General features: G+C 64.2%; 23 protein-coding genes. 8 read left to right on the top strand and 15 right to left on the bottom strand.

Features of this window, described 5'->3' with window-relative positions; genetic code table 11:
- Positions 1-42 precede the first annotated feature (42 nt).
- Entirely contained in the window at positions 43-420 is a 378-nt protein-coding gene (locus tag R3P95_RS23780) for a hypothetical protein (RefSeq protein ID WP_155288774.1), read from the bottom strand.
- 115 nt (positions 421-535) lie between these two features.
- Here R3P95_RS23780 and R3P95_RS23775 point away from each other — a divergent pair, with 115 nt between their 5' ends.
- The 3 genes from R3P95_RS23775 to ccsB all read left to right on the top strand — a co-directional run bounded on the left by R3P95_RS23775 (position 536) and on the right by ccsB (position 3,674).
- Positions 536-703 (top strand): hypothetical protein, encoded by a 168-nt coding sequence (locus tag R3P95_RS23775; protein ID WP_155288775.1) that lies wholly within the window; start codon positions 536-538, stop codon positions 701-703.
- A 342-nt stretch (positions 704-1,045) separates the two neighbouring features.
- Positions 1,046-2,698, top strand: a complete 1,653-nt coding sequence (resB, locus tag R3P95_RS23765) for a cytochrome c biogenesis protein ResB (RefSeq protein ID WP_052061714.1) — start codon at positions 1,046-1,048, stop codon at positions 2,696-2,698.
- 4 nt (positions 2,699-2,702) lie between these two features.
- On the top strand, positions 2,703-3,674 hold the full coding sequence (gene ccsB / locus R3P95_RS23760; RefSeq protein ID WP_032375699.1) for a c-type cytochrome biogenesis protein CcsB: 972 nt from the start codon (positions 2,703-2,705) through the stop codon (positions 3,672-3,674).
- 9 nt (positions 3,675-3,683) lie between these two features.
- Here ccsB and R3P95_RS23755 read toward each other — a convergent pair whose 3' ends face one another.
- Entirely contained in the window at positions 3,684-3,815 is a 132-nt protein-coding gene (locus R3P95_RS23755) for a DUF3703 domain-containing protein (RefSeq protein ID WP_080733457.1), read from the bottom strand.
- Positions 3,816-3,969: 154 nt separating this feature from the next.
- On the opposite strand from R3P95_RS23755, the gene R3P95_RS23750 reads away from it, so the two are divergent.
- Both R3P95_RS23750 and R3P95_RS23745 read left to right on the top strand, forming a co-directional pair.
- Positions 3,970-4,602, top strand: coding sequence for a TlpA disulfide reductase family protein (locus tag R3P95_RS23750; RefSeq protein WP_080736598.1), 633 nt, complete (start codon positions 3,970-3,972; stop codon positions 4,600-4,602).
- Positions 4,599-5,420 (top strand): cytochrome c biogenesis CcdA family protein, encoded by an 822-nt coding sequence (locus R3P95_RS23745; RefSeq protein ID WP_032375700.1) that lies wholly within the window; start codon positions 4,599-4,601, stop codon positions 5,418-5,420. Before R3P95_RS23750 ends, R3P95_RS23745 begins: the two co-directional genes overlap by 4 nt.
- A 316-nt stretch (positions 5,421-5,736) precedes the next feature.
- On the opposite strand, the gene R3P95_RS23740 is transcribed toward R3P95_RS23745, so the two are convergent.
- The 3 genes from R3P95_RS23740 to R3P95_RS23735 all read right to left on the bottom strand — a co-directional run bounded on the left by R3P95_RS23740 (position 5,737) and on the right by R3P95_RS23735 (position 7,970).
- Complete coding sequence (locus R3P95_RS23740) at positions 5,737-6,408, bottom strand: DUF305 domain-containing protein (protein WP_032375701.1); 672 nt, start codon at positions 6,406-6,408, stop codon at positions 5,737-5,739.
- A gap of 91 nt (positions 6,409-6,499) precedes the next feature.
- A complete protein-coding gene (locus R3P95_RS26210) occupies positions 6,500-6,922 on the bottom strand; it encodes a DUF6153 family protein (RefSeq protein WP_353806439.1) in 423 nt (140 codons plus the stop codon).
- 100 nt (positions 6,923-7,022) lie between these two features.
- Positions 7,023-7,970 (bottom strand): NlpC/P60 family protein, encoded by a 948-nt coding sequence (locus R3P95_RS23735; protein ID WP_317549678.1) that lies wholly within the window; start codon positions 7,968-7,970, stop codon positions 7,023-7,025.
- Between the two features lie 401 nt (positions 7,971-8,371).
- Here R3P95_RS23735 and R3P95_RS23730 point away from each other — a divergent pair, with 401 nt between their 5' ends.
- A complete protein-coding gene (locus R3P95_RS23730) occupies positions 8,372-8,875 on the top strand; it encodes a hypothetical protein (protein ID WP_176457804.1) in 504 nt (167 codons plus the stop codon).
- A 16-nt stretch (positions 8,876-8,891) separates the two neighbouring features.
- On the opposite strand, the gene R3P95_RS23725 is transcribed toward R3P95_RS23730, so the two are convergent.
- From R3P95_RS23725 to R3P95_RS23700, 6 genes are all read right to left on the bottom strand, one after another.
- Positions 8,892-9,620, bottom strand: a complete 729-nt coding sequence (locus R3P95_RS23725; RefSeq protein ID WP_045841173.1) for a TVP38/TMEM64 family protein — start codon at positions 9,618-9,620, stop codon at positions 8,892-8,894.
- Positions 9,621-9,706: 86 nt separating this feature from the next.
- Positions 9,707-10,045, bottom strand: coding sequence for a metal-sensitive transcriptional regulator (locus R3P95_RS23720; protein WP_032375786.1), 339 nt, complete (start codon positions 10,043-10,045; stop codon positions 9,707-9,709).
- A gap of 23 nt (positions 10,046-10,068) precedes the next feature.
- Positions 10,069-10,236 (bottom strand): hypothetical protein, encoded by a 168-nt coding sequence (locus R3P95_RS23715; protein ID WP_155288777.1) that lies wholly within the window; start codon positions 10,234-10,236, stop codon positions 10,069-10,071.
- 108 nt (positions 10,237-10,344) lie between these two features.
- A complete protein-coding gene (locus R3P95_RS23710) occupies positions 10,345-12,609 on the bottom strand; it encodes a heavy metal translocating P-type ATPase (RefSeq protein ID WP_317549677.1) in 2,265 nt (754 codons plus the stop codon).
- 29 nt (positions 12,610-12,638) lie between these two features.
- The gene (locus R3P95_RS23705; protein WP_032375704.1) at positions 12,639-12,902 is read right to left on the bottom strand and encodes a hypothetical protein; all 264 of its coding nucleotides are present in this window, start codon (positions 12,900-12,902) and stop codon (positions 12,639-12,641) included.
- A gap of 32 nt (positions 12,903-12,934) precedes the next feature.
- A complete protein-coding gene (locus R3P95_RS23700) occupies positions 12,935-13,138 on the bottom strand; it encodes a heavy-metal-associated domain-containing protein (protein ID WP_032375705.1) in 204 nt (67 codons plus the stop codon).
- A gap of 418 nt (positions 13,139-13,556) precedes the next feature.
- Here R3P95_RS23700 and R3P95_RS23695 point away from each other — a divergent pair, with 418 nt between their 5' ends.
- Complete coding sequence (locus tag R3P95_RS23695; protein ID WP_317549689.1) at positions 13,557-13,781, top strand: DUF4396 domain-containing protein; 225 nt, start codon at positions 13,557-13,559, stop codon at positions 13,779-13,781.
- A gap of 145 nt (positions 13,782-13,926) precedes the next feature.
- On the opposite strand, the gene R3P95_RS23690 is transcribed toward R3P95_RS23695, so the two are convergent.
- From R3P95_RS23690 to R3P95_RS23675, 4 genes are all read right to left on the bottom strand, one after another.
- A complete protein-coding gene (locus R3P95_RS23690) occupies positions 13,927-15,216 on the bottom strand; it encodes an MFS transporter (protein WP_032375707.1) in 1,290 nt (429 codons plus the stop codon).
- Positions 15,213-16,343 carry a PLP-dependent cysteine synthase family protein gene (locus R3P95_RS23685; protein WP_394855463.1) on the bottom strand — a complete coding sequence of 377 codons (1,131 nt, stop codon included), beginning with the start codon at positions 16,341-16,343 and terminating at the stop codon, positions 15,213-15,215. Before R3P95_RS23685 ends, R3P95_RS23690 begins: the two co-directional genes overlap by 4 nt.
- 105 nt (positions 16,344-16,448) lie before the next feature.
- The gene (gene lpqS / locus R3P95_RS23680) at positions 16,449-16,868 is read right to left on the bottom strand and encodes a putative copper homeostasis (lipo)protein LpqS (RefSeq protein WP_255182256.1); all 420 of its coding nucleotides are present in this window, start codon (positions 16,866-16,868) and stop codon (positions 16,449-16,451) included.
- A 46-nt stretch (positions 16,869-16,914) separates the two neighbouring features.
- Positions 16,915-17,115, bottom strand: coding sequence for a hypothetical protein (locus R3P95_RS23675; RefSeq protein WP_141215005.1), 201 nt, complete (start codon positions 17,113-17,115; stop codon positions 16,915-16,917).
- A gap of 242 nt (positions 17,116-17,357) precedes the next feature.
- Between R3P95_RS23675 and lnt the strand changes: the two genes are divergently transcribed.
- On the top strand, positions 17,358-18,953 hold the full coding sequence (gene lnt, locus R3P95_RS23670; protein ID WP_373454000.1) for an apolipoprotein N-acyltransferase: 1,596 nt from the start codon (positions 17,358-17,360) through the stop codon (positions 18,951-18,953).
- Positions 18,954-19,046 lie beyond the last annotated feature (93 nt).

The raw sequence follows: 19,046 nt of genomic DNA, 5'->3' as shown, positions 1-19,046 counted from the left end.
CGCGAGAAGAAAGGTGGACCGATCTGCGCAAACGCAGACCTCTCACACCCTCAGAAGGCATGCCGCGTCGAGCACGGACATCGGCGCAGGGGGAGAGACCGACCTCTCAGTTGGCGACGATCTCGATGCCTGTAGACCTCGAAGCTGGTGCAGTAGCACTGTCCATCCGGTCCGGCGCAGCAACATTGCCAGCCCTAGCGCAAGGATCGCCACCGCTATGTGGACGGACCCGATCAGGGATCCGTGATTGTCGTGATGACTGGACGCGCTACCGCCGATCCCCTCGTCCTGCTCCGGCGCCGACGTGTGCTCGATTTCCGGGACGCTCTCGATGACCGCAGCCAGCGGAGCGTGGCCGGGCTCTGCGGTGGTGTGTGCGACCTGCGACATCATCAGCACCGCCACTGCCGTGGCCGCCATGATGGACCAGAGCAGAATTCGGCGAATACACTCGCTCAACCGAATCGGACACACACGACGAAAATAGCAGATCCATGTCGCCGTCTACCCGCGCTAGCGACGAATACCGTGTGCGGTGACGCCTCCAGCGTTCCATGCGGGCCGCACCCTCAACTGCCAGGCATTGTTGGGTTCGACGTTGGCGCAGGGCCGTGGTGACCCAGAGGGCGGCGGGCCCGTCATCGAGCAGGTGCGCGGCGGCGCGATCCACGGTGACCAGTACATCCTCGTAGGCCAGTCGTAGTGGCGCTCGCTCATCGAGTTGGGACATCGCGACATCCTCGATCAACTGCAGAGGGAACCGCGCCGCTTCGTACTCGGCACGCAAAACAGCTAGTGCAAGTGTGCCTGATCTCACCGCACAGGTATTACTCCGCGGGATGAAACGCGTTTGGACGGCATGAGTAGAAGAACCGATCCGCGCCTACCGTGGGGCCGAAAGCGGCCTAAACCGAACCGCAGCCCGGCAGCGTTCCGGATGGACCAAGTACCACGTTTGTGGTTGCAGCACTTACCCTCTCGCCCAGGCGACTACCGCGCACAACTGCACACGGCCCATCAACTACTATGTTGCATAGTAATTGAGATGCAATCGTCGAAAGGGTGTGGCGGTGTGACAGCTGATCAAACCCCGGCGCTCACATCGCAGGGACGGTTACGCAGAGCAATCGCTGCGGTGCGCAACAGGTGGCGGCAACTGACCTCGATGCGAACGGCACTGGTGCTGCTGTTTTTGCTCGCTATCGCAGCAATCCCAGGCGCCCTGCTGCCACAGCGCAATCTCAACACCCAGGCGGTTGATTCCTACATCGCAGCGCGCCCGGCTCTCGGGGCCGTCATGGACACGCTGGAATTGTTCGACGTATTCGGAAGCTTCTGGTTCACCGCCATCTACGTCCTACTGTTTGTGTCGTTGATCGGCTGCCTGACTCCCCGAATGATCGAACACGGTAAAGCCCTTCGCGCACAGCCAGTTCGCGTACCCCGAAACCTTTCGCGACTACCGCTTCATCATTCGGGCGCTCTCGCCGGTAGCCCGAAAACCGTCATCGACGACATCGCGCCCCACTTGAGAGGGTGGCGTACTGCCGTTAGGCCCGAGCCCGATGGGGCGCTCACCCTCTCCGCCGAGAAGGGCTATACCCGCGAAGCGGGAAACCTACTTTTTCATTTCTCGCTGATCGGTCTGCTCGCGGCCATCGCCATCGGCAAGCTCTTCGGTTACGAAGGATCGGTCATCGTCATCGCCGACAACGGGCCCGGTTTCTGCAACACCTCGCCCGCCATCTACGACTCCTTCCGGGCCGGCAACAGCACCGACGGAACCGGGCTGGAGCCGTTCTGCATCAGAGTCAAGGACTTCAACGCCGACTACCTTGAGAACGGCCAGGCAGAGATGTTCACCTCGAACATCTCCTACCAGTCCGCCGACGACATCGCCGCAGACACCTGGCGCGACTATCAACTCAAAGTCAACGAACCCCTCCGGCTCGGAGATGAACGCATCTACCTCACCGGCCACGGATACGCCCCGGAATTCACCGTGACCTTCCCCGACGGTCAGAGTCGAACCGAGGCCCTGCAGTTCCGGCCCGACGACGCCACCACGTTCCTGAGTAGCGGGGCGTTGCGTTTCGATCCACCCGGCGGGACCTATGCCACCGCCGATGAGCGACGCCGCGGCCAGATCGCCATCGAAGGCCTCTTCGCTCCCACTGCGCAATTCAACGGAACCCTGCTCTCCTCCCGCTTCCCGGACTTGGTCGATCCTGCTGTGGCAGTGGATATCTACAAAGGAGATACCGGCCTCGACACCGGCATACCCCAGTCGATCTTCTCCCTGGACCAGGAGATGATCAACCAGGGCCGACTTGTCAAGCAGGATCGGGTGAACCTGCGTCCCGGTGAATCGACGACCCTCACCGACGGCACCAACATTCGATTCAACGGCGCCAAGGAGTTCGCCAACCTGCAGGTCGGATACGACCCCGCACAGTTGTGGGTGCTCGTGTTCGCGATCACGATGATGACCGGACTGTTGGTCTCGCTGGTGATCAAGCGACGTCGAGTCTGGTTCCGTGTACTCCCGGCCGAAACAGGCCGATCGAGCGTGGAGATGGGCGGGCTCGCCCGTACCGATCACGCCGGATGGGGACCCGAATTCGAGACCCTCCGCACCGAAATCTGGACGCCGCGGACAAAGAACCACTCCGAGACCCTCGATACAGAAACGGTGTAGCGCCATGCCGATCGACGACAACCTCGCCCGCTGGAGCGACATCAGTTTCGAGACCGCCTTCGTGGTCTACCTTCTCGCCGCGATCCTGTTCATCGCACAACTCGCAACGACACGAACAGCGACTCTGAGCCGGGCCTCGAGTCTGCATCCGCAACTGATCGCAGCGACATCATCGACACCGGGATACGTGCCGGTCCCCGAGCGAAGAGCCCCGTCCGAACGCCTGGGCCGCACGGGACTCGCCCTGGTAATGCTCGCACTCACTTTGCATATCGGGTCGATCGTCCTGCGCGGGATCGCCACTGGCCGCCCGCCGTGGGGAAACATGTACGAATTCGTCTCCGTCACATGCGCGGCCGGCATACTTGCCGGACTGATCGTGCTGCGCTCGGAGCAACTGCGCACACTATGGTTGTTCGTCCTCGTGCCGACCTTGATCCTGCTCTTCATTGCCGGAACTGTGCTCTATGCCAACGCGGCGCCCGTCGTACCAGCCTTGCAGTCGTATTGGCTCCCCGTGCACGTCTCCGTCGTCTCGCTCGGCAGCGGGGTGTTCCTGATCTCCGGTGCAGCCAGCACATTGTTCCTGATCCGGATCCGATATCCCAACAACAACGCCGTCCCCGACAGCAGAGTGGGCCGGATCGTCGCTCGTCTCCCCTCGGCGCACTCGCTCGACGTGCTGGCGTACAAGACCACCATCTTCGCGTTTCCCCTGTTCGGAATCGGTGTCATCCTCGGCGCGATCTGGGCCGAGGCCGCGTGGGGTCGGTTCTGGGGCTGGGACCCGAAAGAGACGGTCTCATTCATCGCGTGGATCATCTACGCCGCGTACCTGCACGCCCGGGCCACCAGCGGGTGGCGTGACACCCGGGCCGCGTGGATCAACATCGCCGGATTCGTGGCCATGCTGTTCAACCTGTTCATCATCAACATGGTGGTCTCCGGACTGCATTCGTACGCGGGTTTGAACTGATGTCGCCTGCTAGCCGCCGCCCTGTGCTTCGGCGAGGTCATGCGGCACCGGTCGCGTCAATCCCGCGTCGACCCGGCCGGTGTTGCCGACCGGGTATCGACCGGACCAGGATCCAGGAGCCACGACCACGATCCGAATCAACTGACTGCCTCGTGTCCGTAGTGCATTCCGGAGAGGGAAGTCACAGTGCCCCGAGCTTCGTCACCGGCCAAGACTGGGGCATCGACCGCGTCACCGATCCCACGATGTTCGAGACATCGGCGCAGATCCGTACTGCAGCAAAGGCGTCGACTTCATGAGACTCGGCCGCCCTACGGGGGCTCGCACACGCGAACAGAGCAGTCTGCCCGCCACGGCAACGGCATCCATCCTTGCCGTTGTACTCCTGGTCTCCGGATGTTCCGCAGGCGCCGACGCCGTGCCCTCCGGAGGTAGCTTCGATTTCGTTGCACCCGGTGGTCAAACCGACATCGTCTACGATCCCCCCGAAACGCGCGGAACCATCGGTGAACTCGCCGGACCCGATCTGATGGAGGAAGGTAAGAACACCGCTCTGTCGGACTATGACGGCGAGGTGGTCGTGATCAATCTCTGGGGTCAGTGGTGCGGCCCCTGCCGCGGCGAAGCCGACGACCTCGAAGAGGTCTACGAAGCAACCCGCGAGCGCGGTGTGCAGTTCCTCGGTATCAATGTTCGAGATCCGCAGAAGGACAAAGCGCAGGACTTCGTTGTCGACAACAATGTCTCCTACGCCTCGATCTACGACCCCTCGATGCGGACGCTGATCGCCCTCGGCGGGAACTACCCGACCAGCGTGATTCCCTCGACGCTGGTACTCGATCGAGAGCACCGGGTGGCGGCAGTGTTCATGCGTGCCCTCCTCGCCGAAGACCTGCTCCCTGTCGTCGAACGGATAGCAGACGAATGACTGTTCTTCTTGCCCAAGGCGGCGTTGGCTCGACGTTCCAAAATCTGGCATCGAGCGGACCTCTGGTACTGGCGATCGCCGCATGTATGCTCGCCGGGCTGGTCTCGTTCGCGTCACCGTGCGTGGTGCCCCTGGTGCCGGGCTACCTGTCGTACCTGGCGGGCATCGCAGGTGCCGACGTGCCGTCGCTCGCCGCCGCCTCGACTGGTGAAGCACCGCCGAAGCTGGCAAGCCGCTGGCGCGTGGCAGGTGCAGCGGGGTTGTTCGTCGCCGGCTTCACCATCGTCTTCGTCCTCGCCACCGCCTCGATTTTCGGGGTCATCGGCACCCTGCGCATCAACGAACAGGTGCTTCAGCAGGTCGGCGGTGCCATCACGATCATCATGGGCTTGACGTTCATCGGGTTCATTCCCGCATTCCAACGCGACACTCGATTCGCGCCGCAAACCATCTCGTCTCTTGCTGGAGCGCCGCTGCTCGGTGGCGTGTTCGCGCTCGGCTGGACGCCGTGCCTTGGCCCCACGCTCGCCGGGGTGTTGTCCGTTGCCGCTGGCACTGAAGGCGCAACCGCAGCGCGCGGCGTCACTCTCATCGTCGCCTACTGTCTGGGACTCGGTCTACCGTTCGTGGTCCTCGCGTTCGGCTCGAGTTCGGCGATGCGCGGTGTCGGCTGGCTACGGCGGAACTCGCAGAGAATCAAAGTGGCAGGCGGAGTGATCATGATCGCCGTCGGTGTCGCCCTGCTGACGGGGGTGTGGGGTCTGTTCATTGCCTGGATACGCAATGAATTCGTCAGTTCGGTTGTATTACCCATCTGAGAAGGAAACCGAGCAGCCGCACGTGCAAGACCACGCCTCCCCAACTGCCAGTGCCGGTGGTATCGAACCCACTCTCTGTCGACGGCGCGCCCCCGCCGGGCCGCGATGACCCGATCCGAGAGCCGCCCCCTGTCCCTACCGCGGATCTGCGTGTCCCAAGGACCCCGCAGGCGGGTGCATCAGCAGGGGAGGGCATGTTTCCGGGGCCGTGTTGATCGGTGTGGCAGCTAAAAGGGCCAGGTCCTTCGAAACCGAAGGGCGGGGCTCGGTATTAGCCGAGCCCCGCCCTACGGTTGATAGTTCCCAGAATTGAGAGTTACTGGGCGAGCAAACTTTCCATTGTGGAGATTTCGCTCTGCTGCGCATCGATGATTGTGGAGGCAAGCTCCTTGGCATCAGCATTGGAGCCGTCGGCCAACTCGATCTGAGCCATCTCGATTGCCCCCTTGTGGTGCTCGATCATCATGGTGAGCCACATGGAGTCGAACTCCGCTCCGTTAGCGGCCGACAACATGTCCATGTCTTCCTGGCTCATCATGCCGGTCATGCCACCGCTCCCCATGTCCATACCGCCCATGTCCATTCCGCCCATGTCCATTCCGCCCATGTCGGCGGACGCTGCGGGCTGTCCCCATGCGGTGAGCAGGGCATTCATCTGCTCCATCTCCGGTGCTTGAGCTGCTTCGATGGCCTGGGCCAGCTCGATGACCTGAGCATTCTCGGTTCGGCCGTCGACAAGTGAAGCCATCTCCACCGCTTGTGCATGGTGGGGGTACATCCCTTCGACGAACGTGACATCGGCATCGTTGAATTCGGCCGATGCTTCGGCGGAATTCTCGGAGGACGACGAGGCCGGTGTATCGCTGCTCGACATGCCGGGCATGTTCATTTCGCCGTCGTTACTGCTGCAGCCAGCGAGAACTGCGGCGGCGACAGCGGAAGCCGCCGTTATCGCGATCGTGAAACGGGTAGATCGATTCGAACGCATAACAAACTCCTGAAATTATGGTGGGGTGGTTCGGATCGACAGGCACACTGACCCGTCGACATCTGTGTCTCACACAACGGTGAGTCACCTGTCAGATCCGAAGCACAGACAATTCGGAGAGAGTGAAAATGGTCCAGGGCGGCGGGTGCCCGGTTCGACGACGAACTGCCGACAGCCGCGCAGCGTGGACGAGAGAACCGGCGAAGCCCACAACGATTGCCCGTAAGACGGCCAACGCCGCGACAGCACCGATGATAGCCAGACACAGATGCATGACCGAGCTGTGATCGCCACAGCCGTTCCCGCAGTGTGCTGCGGAACCACTCTCCGATGCTGTCGCAGATGATGCTCCCGAATGCTCGTCGACGGCAGGTGGAGCGCTCACCGTCGAGGTCATCGAGTGTTCGCCGATACTCGTCGCCGTTGCGAACGACATCGGCGCAGAATGCATGAGAAGGACTCCGAACAGCACTATCGAAGCGCAAACAGCACCTAGGAGCCACTTCTGGTTCATAGGTTCCGTGGCTGAAGTCCTCACCGGTTCGATCTTACCGGTCTGCCACACGGGCATCCGGTCTCCTCGCAGTCGCGGCGTCCGGACCGTGGACATCGAATCAGGTGGCGATGGGCCGGTTGATTGCGGTCACTTCATCCCAGGGAACGGGCGCGACTTTGACGACGTCGCCGCCGGTGGGGGCGTTGACGTATTTCCCGTCGCCGATGTAGATCCCGATGTGTCCGATCGGTGAGTAGAGAGAGATGAAGTCACCCGGTTGCACTGATTCGCGGGAGACAGGTGTGCCCGCTCGTGCTTGGTCTGCGGCCACGCGTGGAACGGTCAGTCCCAGTTGTTTGTAGGCGAAGTAGATCAGTCCGGAGCAATCGAAGGACCCCGGCCCGGTAGCTCCCCAGGAATAGGGTTTGCCGAGTTGGTCGAGGGCGATGCGCATCGCCTCCGCTGATGTTCCACTCGCAGCCGAGACGGCGGCGGGTAGCTCGGAAGGATTCGTGGTGCCGGGGCTGACGATGGCAGCTCGATCCGCATCGGTGAGGGCGGCGAATTGGTCGGTGATTTTGGCGATCTGATCGGCCAGGTCGGTCTGGCGTTGCTCGAGGTCGCGTTGTGTACGTGCGGCGTCCGCCTCGGCTACCGCAGCGGACGCCTGTGCTTGCCGGGCTTGTTCGAGCTGGTCTCGCGCTTCGTCGTCGATCTGTGTCGAGTCGGCGAGTGCAGCGGCTCGATCGGCGAGGATCCGGTCCAACAACACCATCTGATCGAGTAGTTGCTGTGGGCTGTCCGCGACCAGAACGGCCCCGAGAGGGGATTGCGGTACACCTTTGTACGCGGCGTCGACAGCTGTGGACAGTGCTCGACGGTTGGCAGATGCGGCCACTTCGGCTTCCCGAGCCGCCGCCGAGGTCTCGTGGGCGAATTGAACTGCGGTACTCAGTTCGCCGCGGCGACGATCGAGGGTGTCCTGCGCGGCGTACATGCTCTCGGTGAGAGTGAAGGCGGTCGCATTGAGTTCAGCGAGTTGTCGTACGGCTTCGGATGCGTTCACCGGGGGTGCAGCAGGGTCCGCCGAAGCTGGAGCATTTACCGAAAATGCCGCGGCAACAACGATGATCGAGGCGATCAGGGTAGCGCGGACACGCCGCGTCGGGCCTGAAAAAGAATGCACAGAAGAAATCCTCTGGGGTCGGTGTGGGTTCCCTGCGTCACCAGCGAAGGAAACGGAGCGCGGCGAGAGCCGCATGGGACTGTGTCCGGCCTCGCCGGTCACCATTGTCGGGTATCGGCAGTCGTAGACGGTTCCTCACGGTCGGCTGAGGCTCGCGTCGACGCTCGACGCCTGTGCCGTATGGGCGGCGAGTCGGCGTCGATTGACGCCGACTCACCGCACCTGCAAACTACTATCATTCATAGTAGATGGTGGGGTGGTATCCGCTGACCGGGAGAGGGATGACGACTGTGACGATGCGTGACTGGCCGGCGCGGCGTTGGGTGGCCGCGTTACTGGGCGCGACGGTGGCCGCGCTGGTCGTGGCGATCCCCACCGGGATCATCCACACTGCGTTCTACGTTCGAATGACCCCGGTGTTGTGGTGGAACTATCCGGTGTGGATTGCCACCGCAGTTCTCAGTGGCCTCATTCTTGCGACATACGTGAGCACTGGGCTGGCGTCGTCGGTTTCTTCCCGTGTAGGGGTCAGTGCGAATGCGTTGTCGTTGTTGGCAGTCGGATGTCCGATATGCAACAAACTGGTAGTGGTGGCGGTCGGGGTGAGCGGTGCTCTGGATCTATGGGCACCCGTGCAGCCCGTAATCGGAGTGATGTCGGTGGGGGTGATGGTGTGGGCTCTTCGACTGCGAATCCGCGGGGAACGCGCGTGCCCTACTTCTCGCGTAGGTCAGGAGTTCGGCAACTCCGCTGGCTTTGGCGGTGCAGGCGCAGCAAAATTGTAGGATTTCTCGCCACGTCCTATCCGCGGTCCGGCAGCAACAGACGACGAAGGCGACCGCTTCTCGATGCGCCATCTGCGGTGTTGGGCTGTGCCTGCGACACCGGCAGGCGGGCGTCGGCCAGCAATCCTGCCACCCCGGCGGCCACGCAGGCCGACGTCACCACTATCAATGCCGGATTCGTTCGCCCGGTCAAAGCGTCCCCGAACAGCACCGCGGCGATCGTACCGGGCAGAATCCCCACGACAGTGGCCGTCGTGTAGGGCAGCAGGCGCACCGCGGAGAGTCCGGAGCAGTAGTTGACCAGGGCGAACGGTGCCGGGGCAATGAGCCGCAAGGACCCGACGGCCAGCCACCCCCGCCGAGCCAACCGGGCATCGATGGACTTGACCGCAGGATTCGTCAGCCGCTCCTGCACCGCGGTGCGCCCGAGCGCGCGCACCAGCAGCAACGCCAGCACAGCGCTGACAGTTGTGGCGGCGATCGTGACGGCGACCCCGGTGGCGGGACCGAACAACAGTCCGGCGCTGAGGGTGAACACCGTGCGCGGTACCGGGGCAATCGTCAACACCGCCTGGGTCAGAAAGAACACCACCACGAACGACGGGCCCATCGACTCCGCCCACTCGCGCACCACAATGATCGACGGGCGGGGTACGAGGGCGGCAGCCACTGCCAGTATTGCCAGCGCTGCCACGGTGGCGAGGACTCGGCGATCGCGCAGAATCGCCGATACGGTTTCGGTCATGACGGTCTCTGCCTGCGCCGCCTCGCCGAGGTTTCCGACAAGCACGCGGGAGTGGACGGCGAGGAATGGCTTCGCACTGCCGGTGCTCAGGAGCGGACGAGCCGTGAGATCGCGTCGGTGGCCTCTTTGATCTTCGCGTCGGCTTGGGGACCGCCGGCGATGGCGGCGTCGACCACGCAGTGGCTGATGTGAGCTTCGAGCAGGCCCATGGCCACCGCCTGCAAGGCTTTGGTCATCGCCGAGACCTGGGTGAGGATGTCGATGCAGTACTTGTCTTCCTCGACCATGCGCTGCAGTCCTCGGGCCTGGCCTTCGATGCGCTTGAGGCGTTTGAGGTAGGCGTCCTTTTCGGTGATGTAGCCGTGCGCGGCGTGATCATGGCCGTCGGTCTCGGCGGGTGCCTGCGCGGCCGCGGGAGTGGCCATGGTGTCCTCCTGGAATCCGAGTGTCATGCCGAGCATCCTCGATTATGCCCGCCCGGGGTATGGCGCGAGAGGGTCGGTCCGTCGAGTCGTCGCTGGGCCGCCGCCGCAGCGCACATCACCGCGCAGCGGGCCACCGCTCGGGTCGCCGGGTGCCGGGTGATCTGCACCAAGGTCGTTGTCACGAAGGACATGGCCCTCTCCTTTCGTAGGCTGCATCGGGGTTGTAGCGGTGGGGTGGGGTGGCGCGCCTGCATGCCACGCCCACCCCAGCCTTTTGGGTGCTTGTTCTACCCGCGCGGTTATCCGGTGAGGGACTTGAACCGGCGCAACCGCAAGCTGTTGCTGACCACGAACACCGACGAGAACGCCATCGCTGCACCGGCCAGCATCGGATTGAGCAGCCCGGCCGCAGCCAAGGGGAGGGCGGCCACGTTGTAGGCGAACGCCCAGAACAAGTTGCCCTTGATGGTGCCCAACGTTCGGCGGGACAGGCGGATAGCATCCGCTGCTGCGCGCAGATCACCGCGCACCAACGTCAGATCGCTGGCTTCGATCGCAACGTCGGTACCGGTGCCCATCGCCAGACCGAGGTCGGCCTGCGCCAACGCGGCGGCGTCGTTCACGCCGTCGCCGACCATCGCCACTACCTTGCCCTGCTCCTGCAGCCTTTTGACGACGTCCACCTTGTCTGCGGGCAGCACCTCCGCGATCACTTCGTGGATGCCGACCTGGTCGGCGATGGCACGCGCGGCGGCTGCGTTGTCGCCGGTGAGCATGATCGGCGTCAAACCCAGGCCCCGCAGCTGCTCGATCGCCTCGGCGGAGGTGGGTTTGACCGCGTCGGCGACGACCAGTACTCCGCGAGCCCGACCGTCCCAACCGACTGCGACGGCGGTCTTGCCCTCGGATTCGGCTGCACACATCGCACTTTCGAGTTCGTCCGGCAGCTGCTGCGCCCGGTCGGCGAGGAGGCGGGCCCGTCCGACGATCATTGCGTGGTCGTCGACTATGCCCTGCACCCCGAGGCCTTCGATATTTATAAACTGCTCCACCGGTGGCAGGGCTCCGACCTTCTCGCGGGCACCTTTGGCGATGGCCTGGGCGATGGGGTGCTCGGACGAATCTTCGAGTGCACCGGCCAGGCGCAGCACCTGCGCGGTGTCCTCGCCGTCGGCGGTGATCACGTCGAGCAGAGTCATCTTGCCGGTGGTGACGGTGCCGGTCTTGTCGAGTACCACGGTGTCGACACGGCGGGTCGATTCGAGCACTTCGGGACCCTTGATCAGGATGCCGAGCTGAGCGCCGCGGCCGGTGCCGACCATCAGCGCGGTCGGGGTGGCCAGGCCGAGGGCACACGGGCAGGCGATGATCAGGACGGCGACGGCTGCGGTGAACGCGGCCGCGATCCCACCGCCGGTGCCGATCCAGAAGCCGAGTGTCGCCGCGGCAAGGGCGATCACGATCGGGACGAAGACTCCGGAGATCTTGTCGGCCAGACGCTGAGCTTGGGCTTTACCGGTCTGAGCGTCTTCGACGAGTTTCGCCATCTGTGCGAGCTGGGTGTCCGAGCCGATGCGGGTCGCCCGGACCACGATTCGGCCACCGACGTTGACCGTCGCGCCGACGACCAGATCATCGGGTCCTACCTCGACGGGCACGGATTCGCCGGTCAACATCGAATTGTCGACCGCGGAAGAGCCGTCGGCGACCACGCCGTCGGTGGCGATCTTCTCCCCGGGGCGGACGACGAACTCGTCACCGACGATGAGTTGATCGGTGGGGATGCGCTGTTCGACACCCTCGCGCAGGACGGAGACTTCCTTGGCACCGAGCTCGAGCAGGGCACGCAGGGCGGCACCGGCGCGTCGCTTGGAGCGTGCTTCGAAGTAGCGGCCGGCGAGGATGAAGGTGGTGACTCCGGCTGCGGCCTCGAGGTAGATGTTGCCGGCCCCGTCGGAGCGGGAGATGGTCAGCTCGAACGGGTGTGTCATGCCGGCCGTTCCGGCGGTGCCCCAGAACAGGGCATACAACGACCACCCCAGTGCTGCGATGGTGCCCATCGAGATCAGGGTGTCCATCGTTGAGGTGGCGTGCCGCAGATTGGTGAAGGCGGCCTTGTGGAACGGCCATGCCCCCCACACCACCACGGGTGCGGCGAGGGTCAGGGAAAGCCACTGCCAGTTGGTGAACTGCAGTACCGGAACCATGGCCATCGCGATCACCGGCACGCTGAGCACCAGCGATATGAGCAGGCGTTGGCGCAGCGAGGCGGTGGGGTCGATCTCGGCTGGCCCGGCCGCGTCGGGGTCGGTGGAGGAGGCGGCGGGCGCGGGGACCGTGGCGGTGTAGCCGGCCTGCTCGACGGTGCCCACGAGATCCTCGGTCGAGACATCACCGACGTAGTCGACGCGTGCTTTTTCGGTGGCGTAGTTCACCGTCGCGGTGACACCGTCGAGCTTGTTGAGCTTTTTCTCGATCCGGTTCGCGCAGGAGGCGCAGGTCATACCACCGATGTCGAGTTCGACCCGGCCGTCGGCGGTGGGGTGGTGCGTGACGGGATTCATCGTCGCTCCTCTCGGGGTGTGGTGGTGTGTCAGTGTCCGTGCCCGGCGGGCATCGGCTCCGAGGCGGCGGGCACCGCGGCGTATCTGCTGTCGGTGACCATCAATCCTCCAGGTCTCTGATTGGCGACGGGCCCGCCCGCAGTGGACACCGCGGCGGCGTCGTGAGTCGAGGTGTCGTGTGTGTCGGGTGGTGCGGCACCTTCGGGGCCGAAGGCGTCCCCGGCTCCGAAGGCGAGCCCGAAGACCGCGGCTAGGGCGATGGTGAATCCGACGAACTTCGATGATGCGTTCATCGTGCGAATCTCCTGTCCGGGTCTGGTGTCGATCAGGAGGCGAGCTGGTAGCCGGCCTCGTCGACTGCGTGGGCGATGGCCGTCTGCTCGATCGGGGTGTCCGAGTCGATATCGACTCGGCCGCTCGCGAGGTCGACATTCACGGCGGTCACACCGGGGATGCCGCTGATCTCCTCTCGGACCGAGGAGACGCAGTGCCCGCAGGTCATTCCGGTGACGGTGACGGTGGTGTTCATCGATGCCCTTCTTTCTTCGATTCGGAATGTGATCGAGGTCGTCGCGACCCACTTACAGATTTACCATACCCCCCTACGGTATGCAACGAGATGTGCCGCACCGGTGCTACGGCATGACCCTGGGCACTGACCGGAACACCGCCCTCGGATGCGGGAGCGGCACCCAGAATCGAACGTCGCACCAGAGCCTGCATCGGCGGGCGTCCTCGACTCCGGCTACTACGAACGCGGATTACGCGCGCGCAGAGATGCCCACAATCTTCTCGATGATGTCGCTTCCGTCCTTGCCGACGTCGAATCTCGTGCGGACAGAGTGTTCTTTGGGTGATGATCATCGTCATCGCCATACTGGCCACGATCATGCTCTTCGTATACGAGCGTTCGGCCATCACACCGGTAGTCGGTACGCAGGCAATCCATTCGGCGTTCTGTCGTGGCTGCGCTCGGCGTCGCTGCACTGACCGTACTGGCGTTCGACCTCGGGATGGGTGGCTGGATGCTGCTGCTGTACTACACCGAGACCATGCCACCGGCCACCGACGCTGCGTTCTGGATGCTCATGCAAATCGGTATCGTCCTCGGGGTGGTCACGGGTTACCCCGTCGTCCGTCGCCTCCAATGTCACCGCAACACCCCCGCCTGAGGCGTGGGTGGCCCGCATTCGTGTGAATGCGGGCCACCGGTCGGTGGATAGTCGTGAACGGTGCCGCGTCACACCCTCTGTTCGGCAACCATCGTCGAGGTCTCGGGTGTGGGCAATGCAGGCCACTTCTCGGCGTGCACTGCCGCTAGCCGGTGGCCGGTACCTCGCCGCTTTCGGTCACCGTGGTCTCGGTGGGGGGTGGGGTGAGCCGGTCGGATCGATCGAGCGCATAGAGAGCGGCCACAGATGCCGCCCCGACCAGGGTCAGTATCGCCCAGATCAGTGCACCCAGATGCGCGTCGCTGAGAAGCCCGAAGACGGCTCCTGTACCCAGGTTGCCGAGCAGGATGCCGACCCCGACGATGGTGTTGTAGAACCCGTAATGGGTGGCCACCAGCTTCCCGCCCGACAGGGTCACCACCGTGTCCATCTCGAACGGAAACACCGCGGCGGTGCCGACCGCCAACAGTGCAGCGGTGAACACCAGGGCACCGGCGGCGGCCCACCCGCCCAGCGCGGCCGGGCTCGGCAGCACGATCAGCGGGAGGAACGCCAGCGCCATGATTGCCATACCGACCACCACGCTTCGCCCCGAACCCCACCTGCGGGACAACCAGGACGTGATCCGGAACTGCCCGGCGATCGCGACCACGCCGGAGACCACGAACAACGAGGTCACCAGAGCGGTGTCGGACCTGCCGTTACCGACTACCACCGCAGCCTGCAGCGGCAGCGCAAGATAGATCTGGAACGAAAGCACGTAGGATCCGATCATCGCCAGCGCGAACAGCACGAAGGGTCGGTTGGCCATCACCACCCGCCAGTCCTCGAGTACCGATGTCGTGGCCCCGGTCGTCTCGGCCCGGTGCGCGGGGAGCGTCCAAATCTGCACGATCGTCAGAACAGCAAAAATCGCGGCCGCTGCCAGTGAGGTGACTCGGAAGTCGAGGGTGGTCAGAGCGAGACCGATCAACGGGCCCAGCAGAATCCCGGCCTGATAGAACACGTTGAACACCGCGAACGCCTCGACCCGCCGTGGCCCTGCGTCGGCGGCCAGATACGCCCGCACGGCCGGGTTGAACAGCGCACCGGCGAACCCGGTCGCGGCCGAGGCGAGCAGGATCGCCGGCAGCGATTCCACGGCCGCGAGCAGTACGAAACCGGCAACTCGCAGCAGGCAGCCGGCGACGATCAGGGGTTTGTATCCGAGGCGGTCGGCGAGGGTGCCGCCGAGCAGGAACATCCCTTGCTGGGAGAAGTTCCGCATCCCCAGCACCAGCCCGACCGCCCACGCCGCCAGGCCCAGGGAACCGGCCAGATACCCGGCCAGGTACGGCATCAGCATGTAGAAACCGACGTTGATGGAGAACTGGTTGACCATCAACACCTGGCTGGGCCGGTCGAAGCTACGGAACTTGGTCAGAAAAGTTTTCATCGAACGCTCTCGGTGGGATCGACGACGGTGGGATCGACGACGGTGGCGCACCGCGTCCACGACGTCACAGTCTCATCGGTGGGGTGGGCGAGGGTCGTCGGCTCGGTCGGCGGGTCAACGTCGAGCAGGCCGTGCTCGGTGCAGTAGTCGTCGTTGTAGATGGTGTCGAAGTAGCGCTGCGGTCCGTCGGGGAAGACGGCCGCGACCCGGGTCTCCGGCGGGCTGGTGCGAGCGATCCAGCCGGCCGCGAGGGCGACGGCCCCGACGCTCCAGCCGCCGCTGGCGTGGTGCGTCGCCGCCAGGGTGCGGCACGACCACACCGCTTCGTGCGGGGCCACCCAGTGCACCTCGTCGAAGGCGGGATAGTCGATGTTGTCGGGATAGATGCTCGAACCCAACCCGCGCATGAGCCGAGTGCTGGCGGGTTGCCCGAAGATCGTCGATCCGATGGTGTCGACACCGACCAGTTTCAGGTCGGGGCAGAACTGCCGGAGCACCCGGGCCACCCCGGCGGAGTGCCCTCCGGTGCCCACCGAGCAAACCAAGGTGTCGACGCGTCCGAGCTGGGCGATGAGTTCGTGAGCGAGCGACTCGTACGCCTCGACATTGTCCGGGTTGGTGTACTGATCCGGGCACCACGACCCTGGATGTGTATCGAGGAGCTCACGGACCTTCTCACGCCGGGCCTGCTGCCAGCCGCCGTCGGGGTGCGGTGTGGTGACCAGTTCGACGCGGGCACCGTACGCGGCGAGCATCCGGTGCACGATCGGTTCCAGTCCCGGGTCGGTGACGAGGGTGACGGGGTGGTGATGGGTGATCCCGGCCAGGGCCAAACCCAGGCCGAGGGTGCCGCTGGTGGATTCGATGATCATCGAACCGGGAGCGAGGTCGCCGCGGGCCTTTGCTTTCTCGACCATGTGCAGCGCGGGGCGGTCTTTCATCCCGCCGGGATTGCTGCCTTCGAGTTTCGCCCAGAAACCGCGGCCGGAGTCCGCGAACGGTTCACCGATCCACAGAACAGGAGTGTTGCCGACCATCGTGCTCGGTTCCGGGCAGTTCTTGGCGGTCGCCAACATGTGGCCGGCGGAGGACGGTGGCACGAGTGTGGAGCGAACAGCACTGTTCATGAGTAATCCCTGTATGTGACCTGCGAGGAGCGCAGTAAGTGAGTGATGGGCAGCACGAACTGGGCCATGAGAAGAGGAGTCCTCGGATGGCCCGCGGGCTGCTGATCAGCACCTGTTGATACAGAGTTCGTTCAAGACGGTTCGGCCGTGCCGGATCGGAATGGGTAGATCCGGTGGGGCTCGCGAAATGCGCGGGGCAGACATCGCCACCAACACCACATCGAAGGCCATCGCGGCGACCGCGGCGATGGTCGATGGGCGGGGCGGGTTGTCGGATCGGGGCATTGCGATGACGGTGTTCGTATCGTGCGCCATGTGGGGCGATCCGACGTCGATGTGCGCGTGGTTCGGGGAGAGTTCCGCGGCGGCCTGAGACGAGGACGAAACGATGTGTACGCCGTCGCTGTGATGGTCCTGTTCCCAGGCGATGCCGCATTGAGCGATGGTGTGAGCCAACAAATACAGGACAGCGGCGACTGCGATAACCGTCCGCAGGCGCGGCGGGCCCAGCACAGAGATTCTCACAACGCCTCGACGGTAGCAGCCGGAAACTGGGTTGGCCCAAACCCATTCAGGGTGCCCCTGATGTGCCGCCGCCGAATCGGGCGGTCACACCGCCCGCCCGCAGGCACCACATGTTTCTGGTCACGTCGAACACGGCCAGGACGATCGGGGCGGTGATCATGATGGCCGCCAGAGCAGATGCACCCGCATATGTCGGCGTGCTGCGGCGCGGTAGAAGCCAGTCTCCATCCCGGGGTCCAGCACGCATCTTGTGCGAGCCGAGGGTGGTCCGTGCACCGGTCGATGCCCGGCCACGAAGGGCACCGCGAAGAAGAAAGGGCACAGCGAAGGTGCGCGGTCGATATCCCGGGGTATGCATCGACGTCGCAGAGGCGCGGTGTCGGCGGGGGAGCCGGTCCGGGCTCACCGCTGTTACTACTATCGTGCATAGTAGCAACCGAGGGTGGTCAGGTGGCGCTATGCCGTACATGAGAAAAGAGCCATGCAGGCATGCTCGATATCGAGTCCAGCGCAACAACAATGAACCGTCACCGACGAACCCGACGTCGTGCGTTCACCGCGATAGCAGGCAGGTCATCGTCCGCGGTATCTGCTGGTGTGCTGTTGTACGCGGGCTTTCCACCTCGGTCGCTGTGGTTCCTCGCGCCGCTGGGTATCGGGGTTCTTGTTCTCGTCATCCGCGGCCGTTCCATCCGGGCGGCATTCTTCTATGGGTATCTGTCGGGGCTTGCGTTCTTTCTGCCCCTTCTGCCCTGGGTGGGCGTCTACGTCGGCGCCCCGCCGTGGCTGGCGCTTGCGGCGATCCAAGCGATAGCAGTGGCACTGTTCTGCGCTGCAGCGGCCGCAGTGTCCGGGTTGCGCTTCGAAGCGCTGTGGATCGCCGCGATCTGGACCGCCACCGAAGGTCTGCGCGCACGGATTCCGTTCGGGGGATTTCCGTGGGGGAGATTAGCTTTCGCCCAAGCAGACGGCCCTCTGCTCTCGCTTGCCGCGTTCGCCGGTGCGCCCGGTGTATCTTTCGCAGTCGCAGTGATCGGCGCGGCACTGGCAAGTGTGGTCCGCCAGGTACGCTCGCCGACGTCGCGATTCGCAGTCGGATCGGTGGCCACTGTAGTGATCGTGCCAGCTCTGGCTTTCGCGCTCACTCCCGCTGGCGACGCAGGCGCAGCGCGTGCGACGGTCGCCGTTGTGCAAGGCAACGTTCCGCGGTTGGGTCTGGACTTCAACTCGCAACGTCGAGCAGTTCTCGACAATCACATCGAGCGAACAAGGCAACTCGGGGACGACATCACCGTCGGCAGTGTGCCCGCTCCCGACCTGGTGATCTGGCCGGAGAATGCATCCGATATCGATCCGCTGCGCAATGCCGACGCCACTGCCGGGATCGACGCTGCAGCGCGGTCGGTCGGGGTGCCGATTCTGGTCGGTGCGGTCCTTGGCAACGACGACGGCACCTCGACGAATACCTCGATCGTGTGGGATCCGGTACTCGGACCGGGGGAGCGACACGACAAACGCAAACTTGTTCCTTTCGGAGAGTATCTCCCGATGCGATCTGTGATGACGGCGTTGTCCTCGTACGCCTCGCAGGCCGGTAACTTCGTTCCCGGGTCGGGCGACGGTGTCGTCGATATCGCCGGAATTCCGACGGCCGTCGCCACGTGTTACGAGGTCGCGTTCGATGACCTGGTCACTGAGTCCGTGCGTGCGGGGGCGCAGCTGATCACGGTCCCCACCAACAATGCGACGTTCGGGCGCACCGACATGACCTACCAGCAGTTGGCGATGTCGCGGCTGCGGGCGGTCGAGCACAACAGGACTGTTCTCGTTGCGGCGACCAGTGGGGTCAGTGCCGTCATCGACCCACAGGGGAAGGTCGCAGATCGTTCGGGCTTGTTCACTGCGCAGACGTTGGTCGCTGATGTTGCCCTGGAAACGAGATCGACGTGGGCGACAAAGCTGGGACCGCTTCCGGAGTACGCCGCGGTCGTTCTTGCTGTCGTGGGGTGTGCTCTCGCATGGAGAAGGCAGCGTTCGCCGGCCGATGGTCTCCGACCGTCGACGTCCGGTGCTACCGCGCTGTGAGGCACGAAACCACTGCGGGGGACATCGAACTACTAACCATGATAGTAATTACCCCACTCGTCGTGTATCTTTTCGTTATCGCGTCGTGATCCG

Source organism: Rhodococcus cercidiphylli, from assembly GCF_033042225.1.
In the GTDB taxonomy this organism is placed as follows: domain Bacteria; phylum Actinomycetota; class Actinomycetes; order Mycobacteriales; family Mycobacteriaceae; genus Rhodococcoides.
This window is presented reverse-complemented; position numbering and strand designations above follow the sequence as displayed.

Coding starts and splice junctions, on each gene's coding strand:
- R3P95_RS23780 (WP_155288774.1), bottom strand. CDS start 420: ATGGCGGCCACGGCAGTGGCGGTGCTGATGATGTCGCAGGTCGCACAC.
- R3P95_RS23720 (WP_032375786.1), bottom strand. CDS start 10,045: ATGGCCACTCCCGCGGCCGCGCAGGCACCCGCCGAGACCGACGGCCAT.
- R3P95_RS23700 (WP_032375705.1), bottom strand. CDS start 13,138: ATGAACACCACCGTCACCGTCACCGGAATGACCTGCGGGCACTGCGTC.
- R3P95_RS23710 (WP_317549677.1), bottom strand. CDS start 12,609: ATGAATCCCGTCACGCACCACCCCACCGCCGACGGCCGGGTCGAACTC.
- R3P95_RS26210 (WP_353806439.1), bottom strand. CDS start 6,922: ATGAACCAGAAGTGGCTCCTAGGTGCTGTTTGCGCTTCGATAGTGCTG.
- R3P95_RS23690 (WP_032375707.1), bottom strand. CDS start 15,216: ATGAAAACTTTTCTGACCAAGTTCCGTAGCTTCGACCGGCCCAGCCAG.
- R3P95_RS23685 (WP_394855463.1), bottom strand. CDS start 16,343: ATGAACAGTGCTGTTCGCTCCACACTCGTGCCACCGTCCTCCGCCGGC.
- ccsB (WP_032375699.1), top strand. CDS start 2,703: ATGCCGATCGACGACAACCTCGCCCGCTGGAGCGACATCAGTTTCGAG.
- R3P95_RS23730 (WP_176457804.1), top strand. CDS start 8,372: ATGACGACTGTGACGATGCGTGACTGGCCGGCGCGGCGTTGGGTGGCC.
- R3P95_RS23740 (WP_032375701.1), bottom strand. CDS start 6,408: ATGCGTTCGAATCGATCTACCCGTTTCACGATCGCGATAACGGCGGCT.
- R3P95_RS23715 (WP_155288777.1), bottom strand. CDS start 10,236: ATGTCCTTCGTGACAACGACCTTGGTGCAGATCACCCGGCACCCGGCG.
- R3P95_RS23745 (WP_032375700.1), top strand. CDS start 4,599: ATGACTGTTCTTCTTGCCCAAGGCGGCGTTGGCTCGACGTTCCAAAAT.
- R3P95_RS23705 (WP_032375704.1), bottom strand. CDS start 12,902: ATGAACGCATCATCGAAGTTCGTCGGATTCACCATCGCCCTAGCCGCG.
- R3P95_RS23675 (WP_141215005.1), bottom strand. CDS start 17,115: ATGCGTGCTGGACCCCGGGATGGAGACTGGCTTCTACCGCGCCGCAGC.
- R3P95_RS23725 (WP_045841173.1), bottom strand. CDS start 9,620: ATGACCGAAACCGTATCGGCGATTCTGCGCGATCGCCGAGTCCTCGCC.
- lnt (WP_373454000.1), top strand. CDS start 17,358: ATGCTCGATATCGAGTCCAGCGCAACAACAATGAACCGTCACCGACGA.
- R3P95_RS23750 (WP_080736598.1), top strand. CDS start 3,970: ATGAGACTCGGCCGCCCTACGGGGGCTCGCACACGCGAACAGAGCAGT.
- resB (WP_052061714.1), top strand. CDS start 1,046: ATGCAATCGTCGAAAGGGTGTGGCGGTGTGACAGCTGATCAAACCCCG.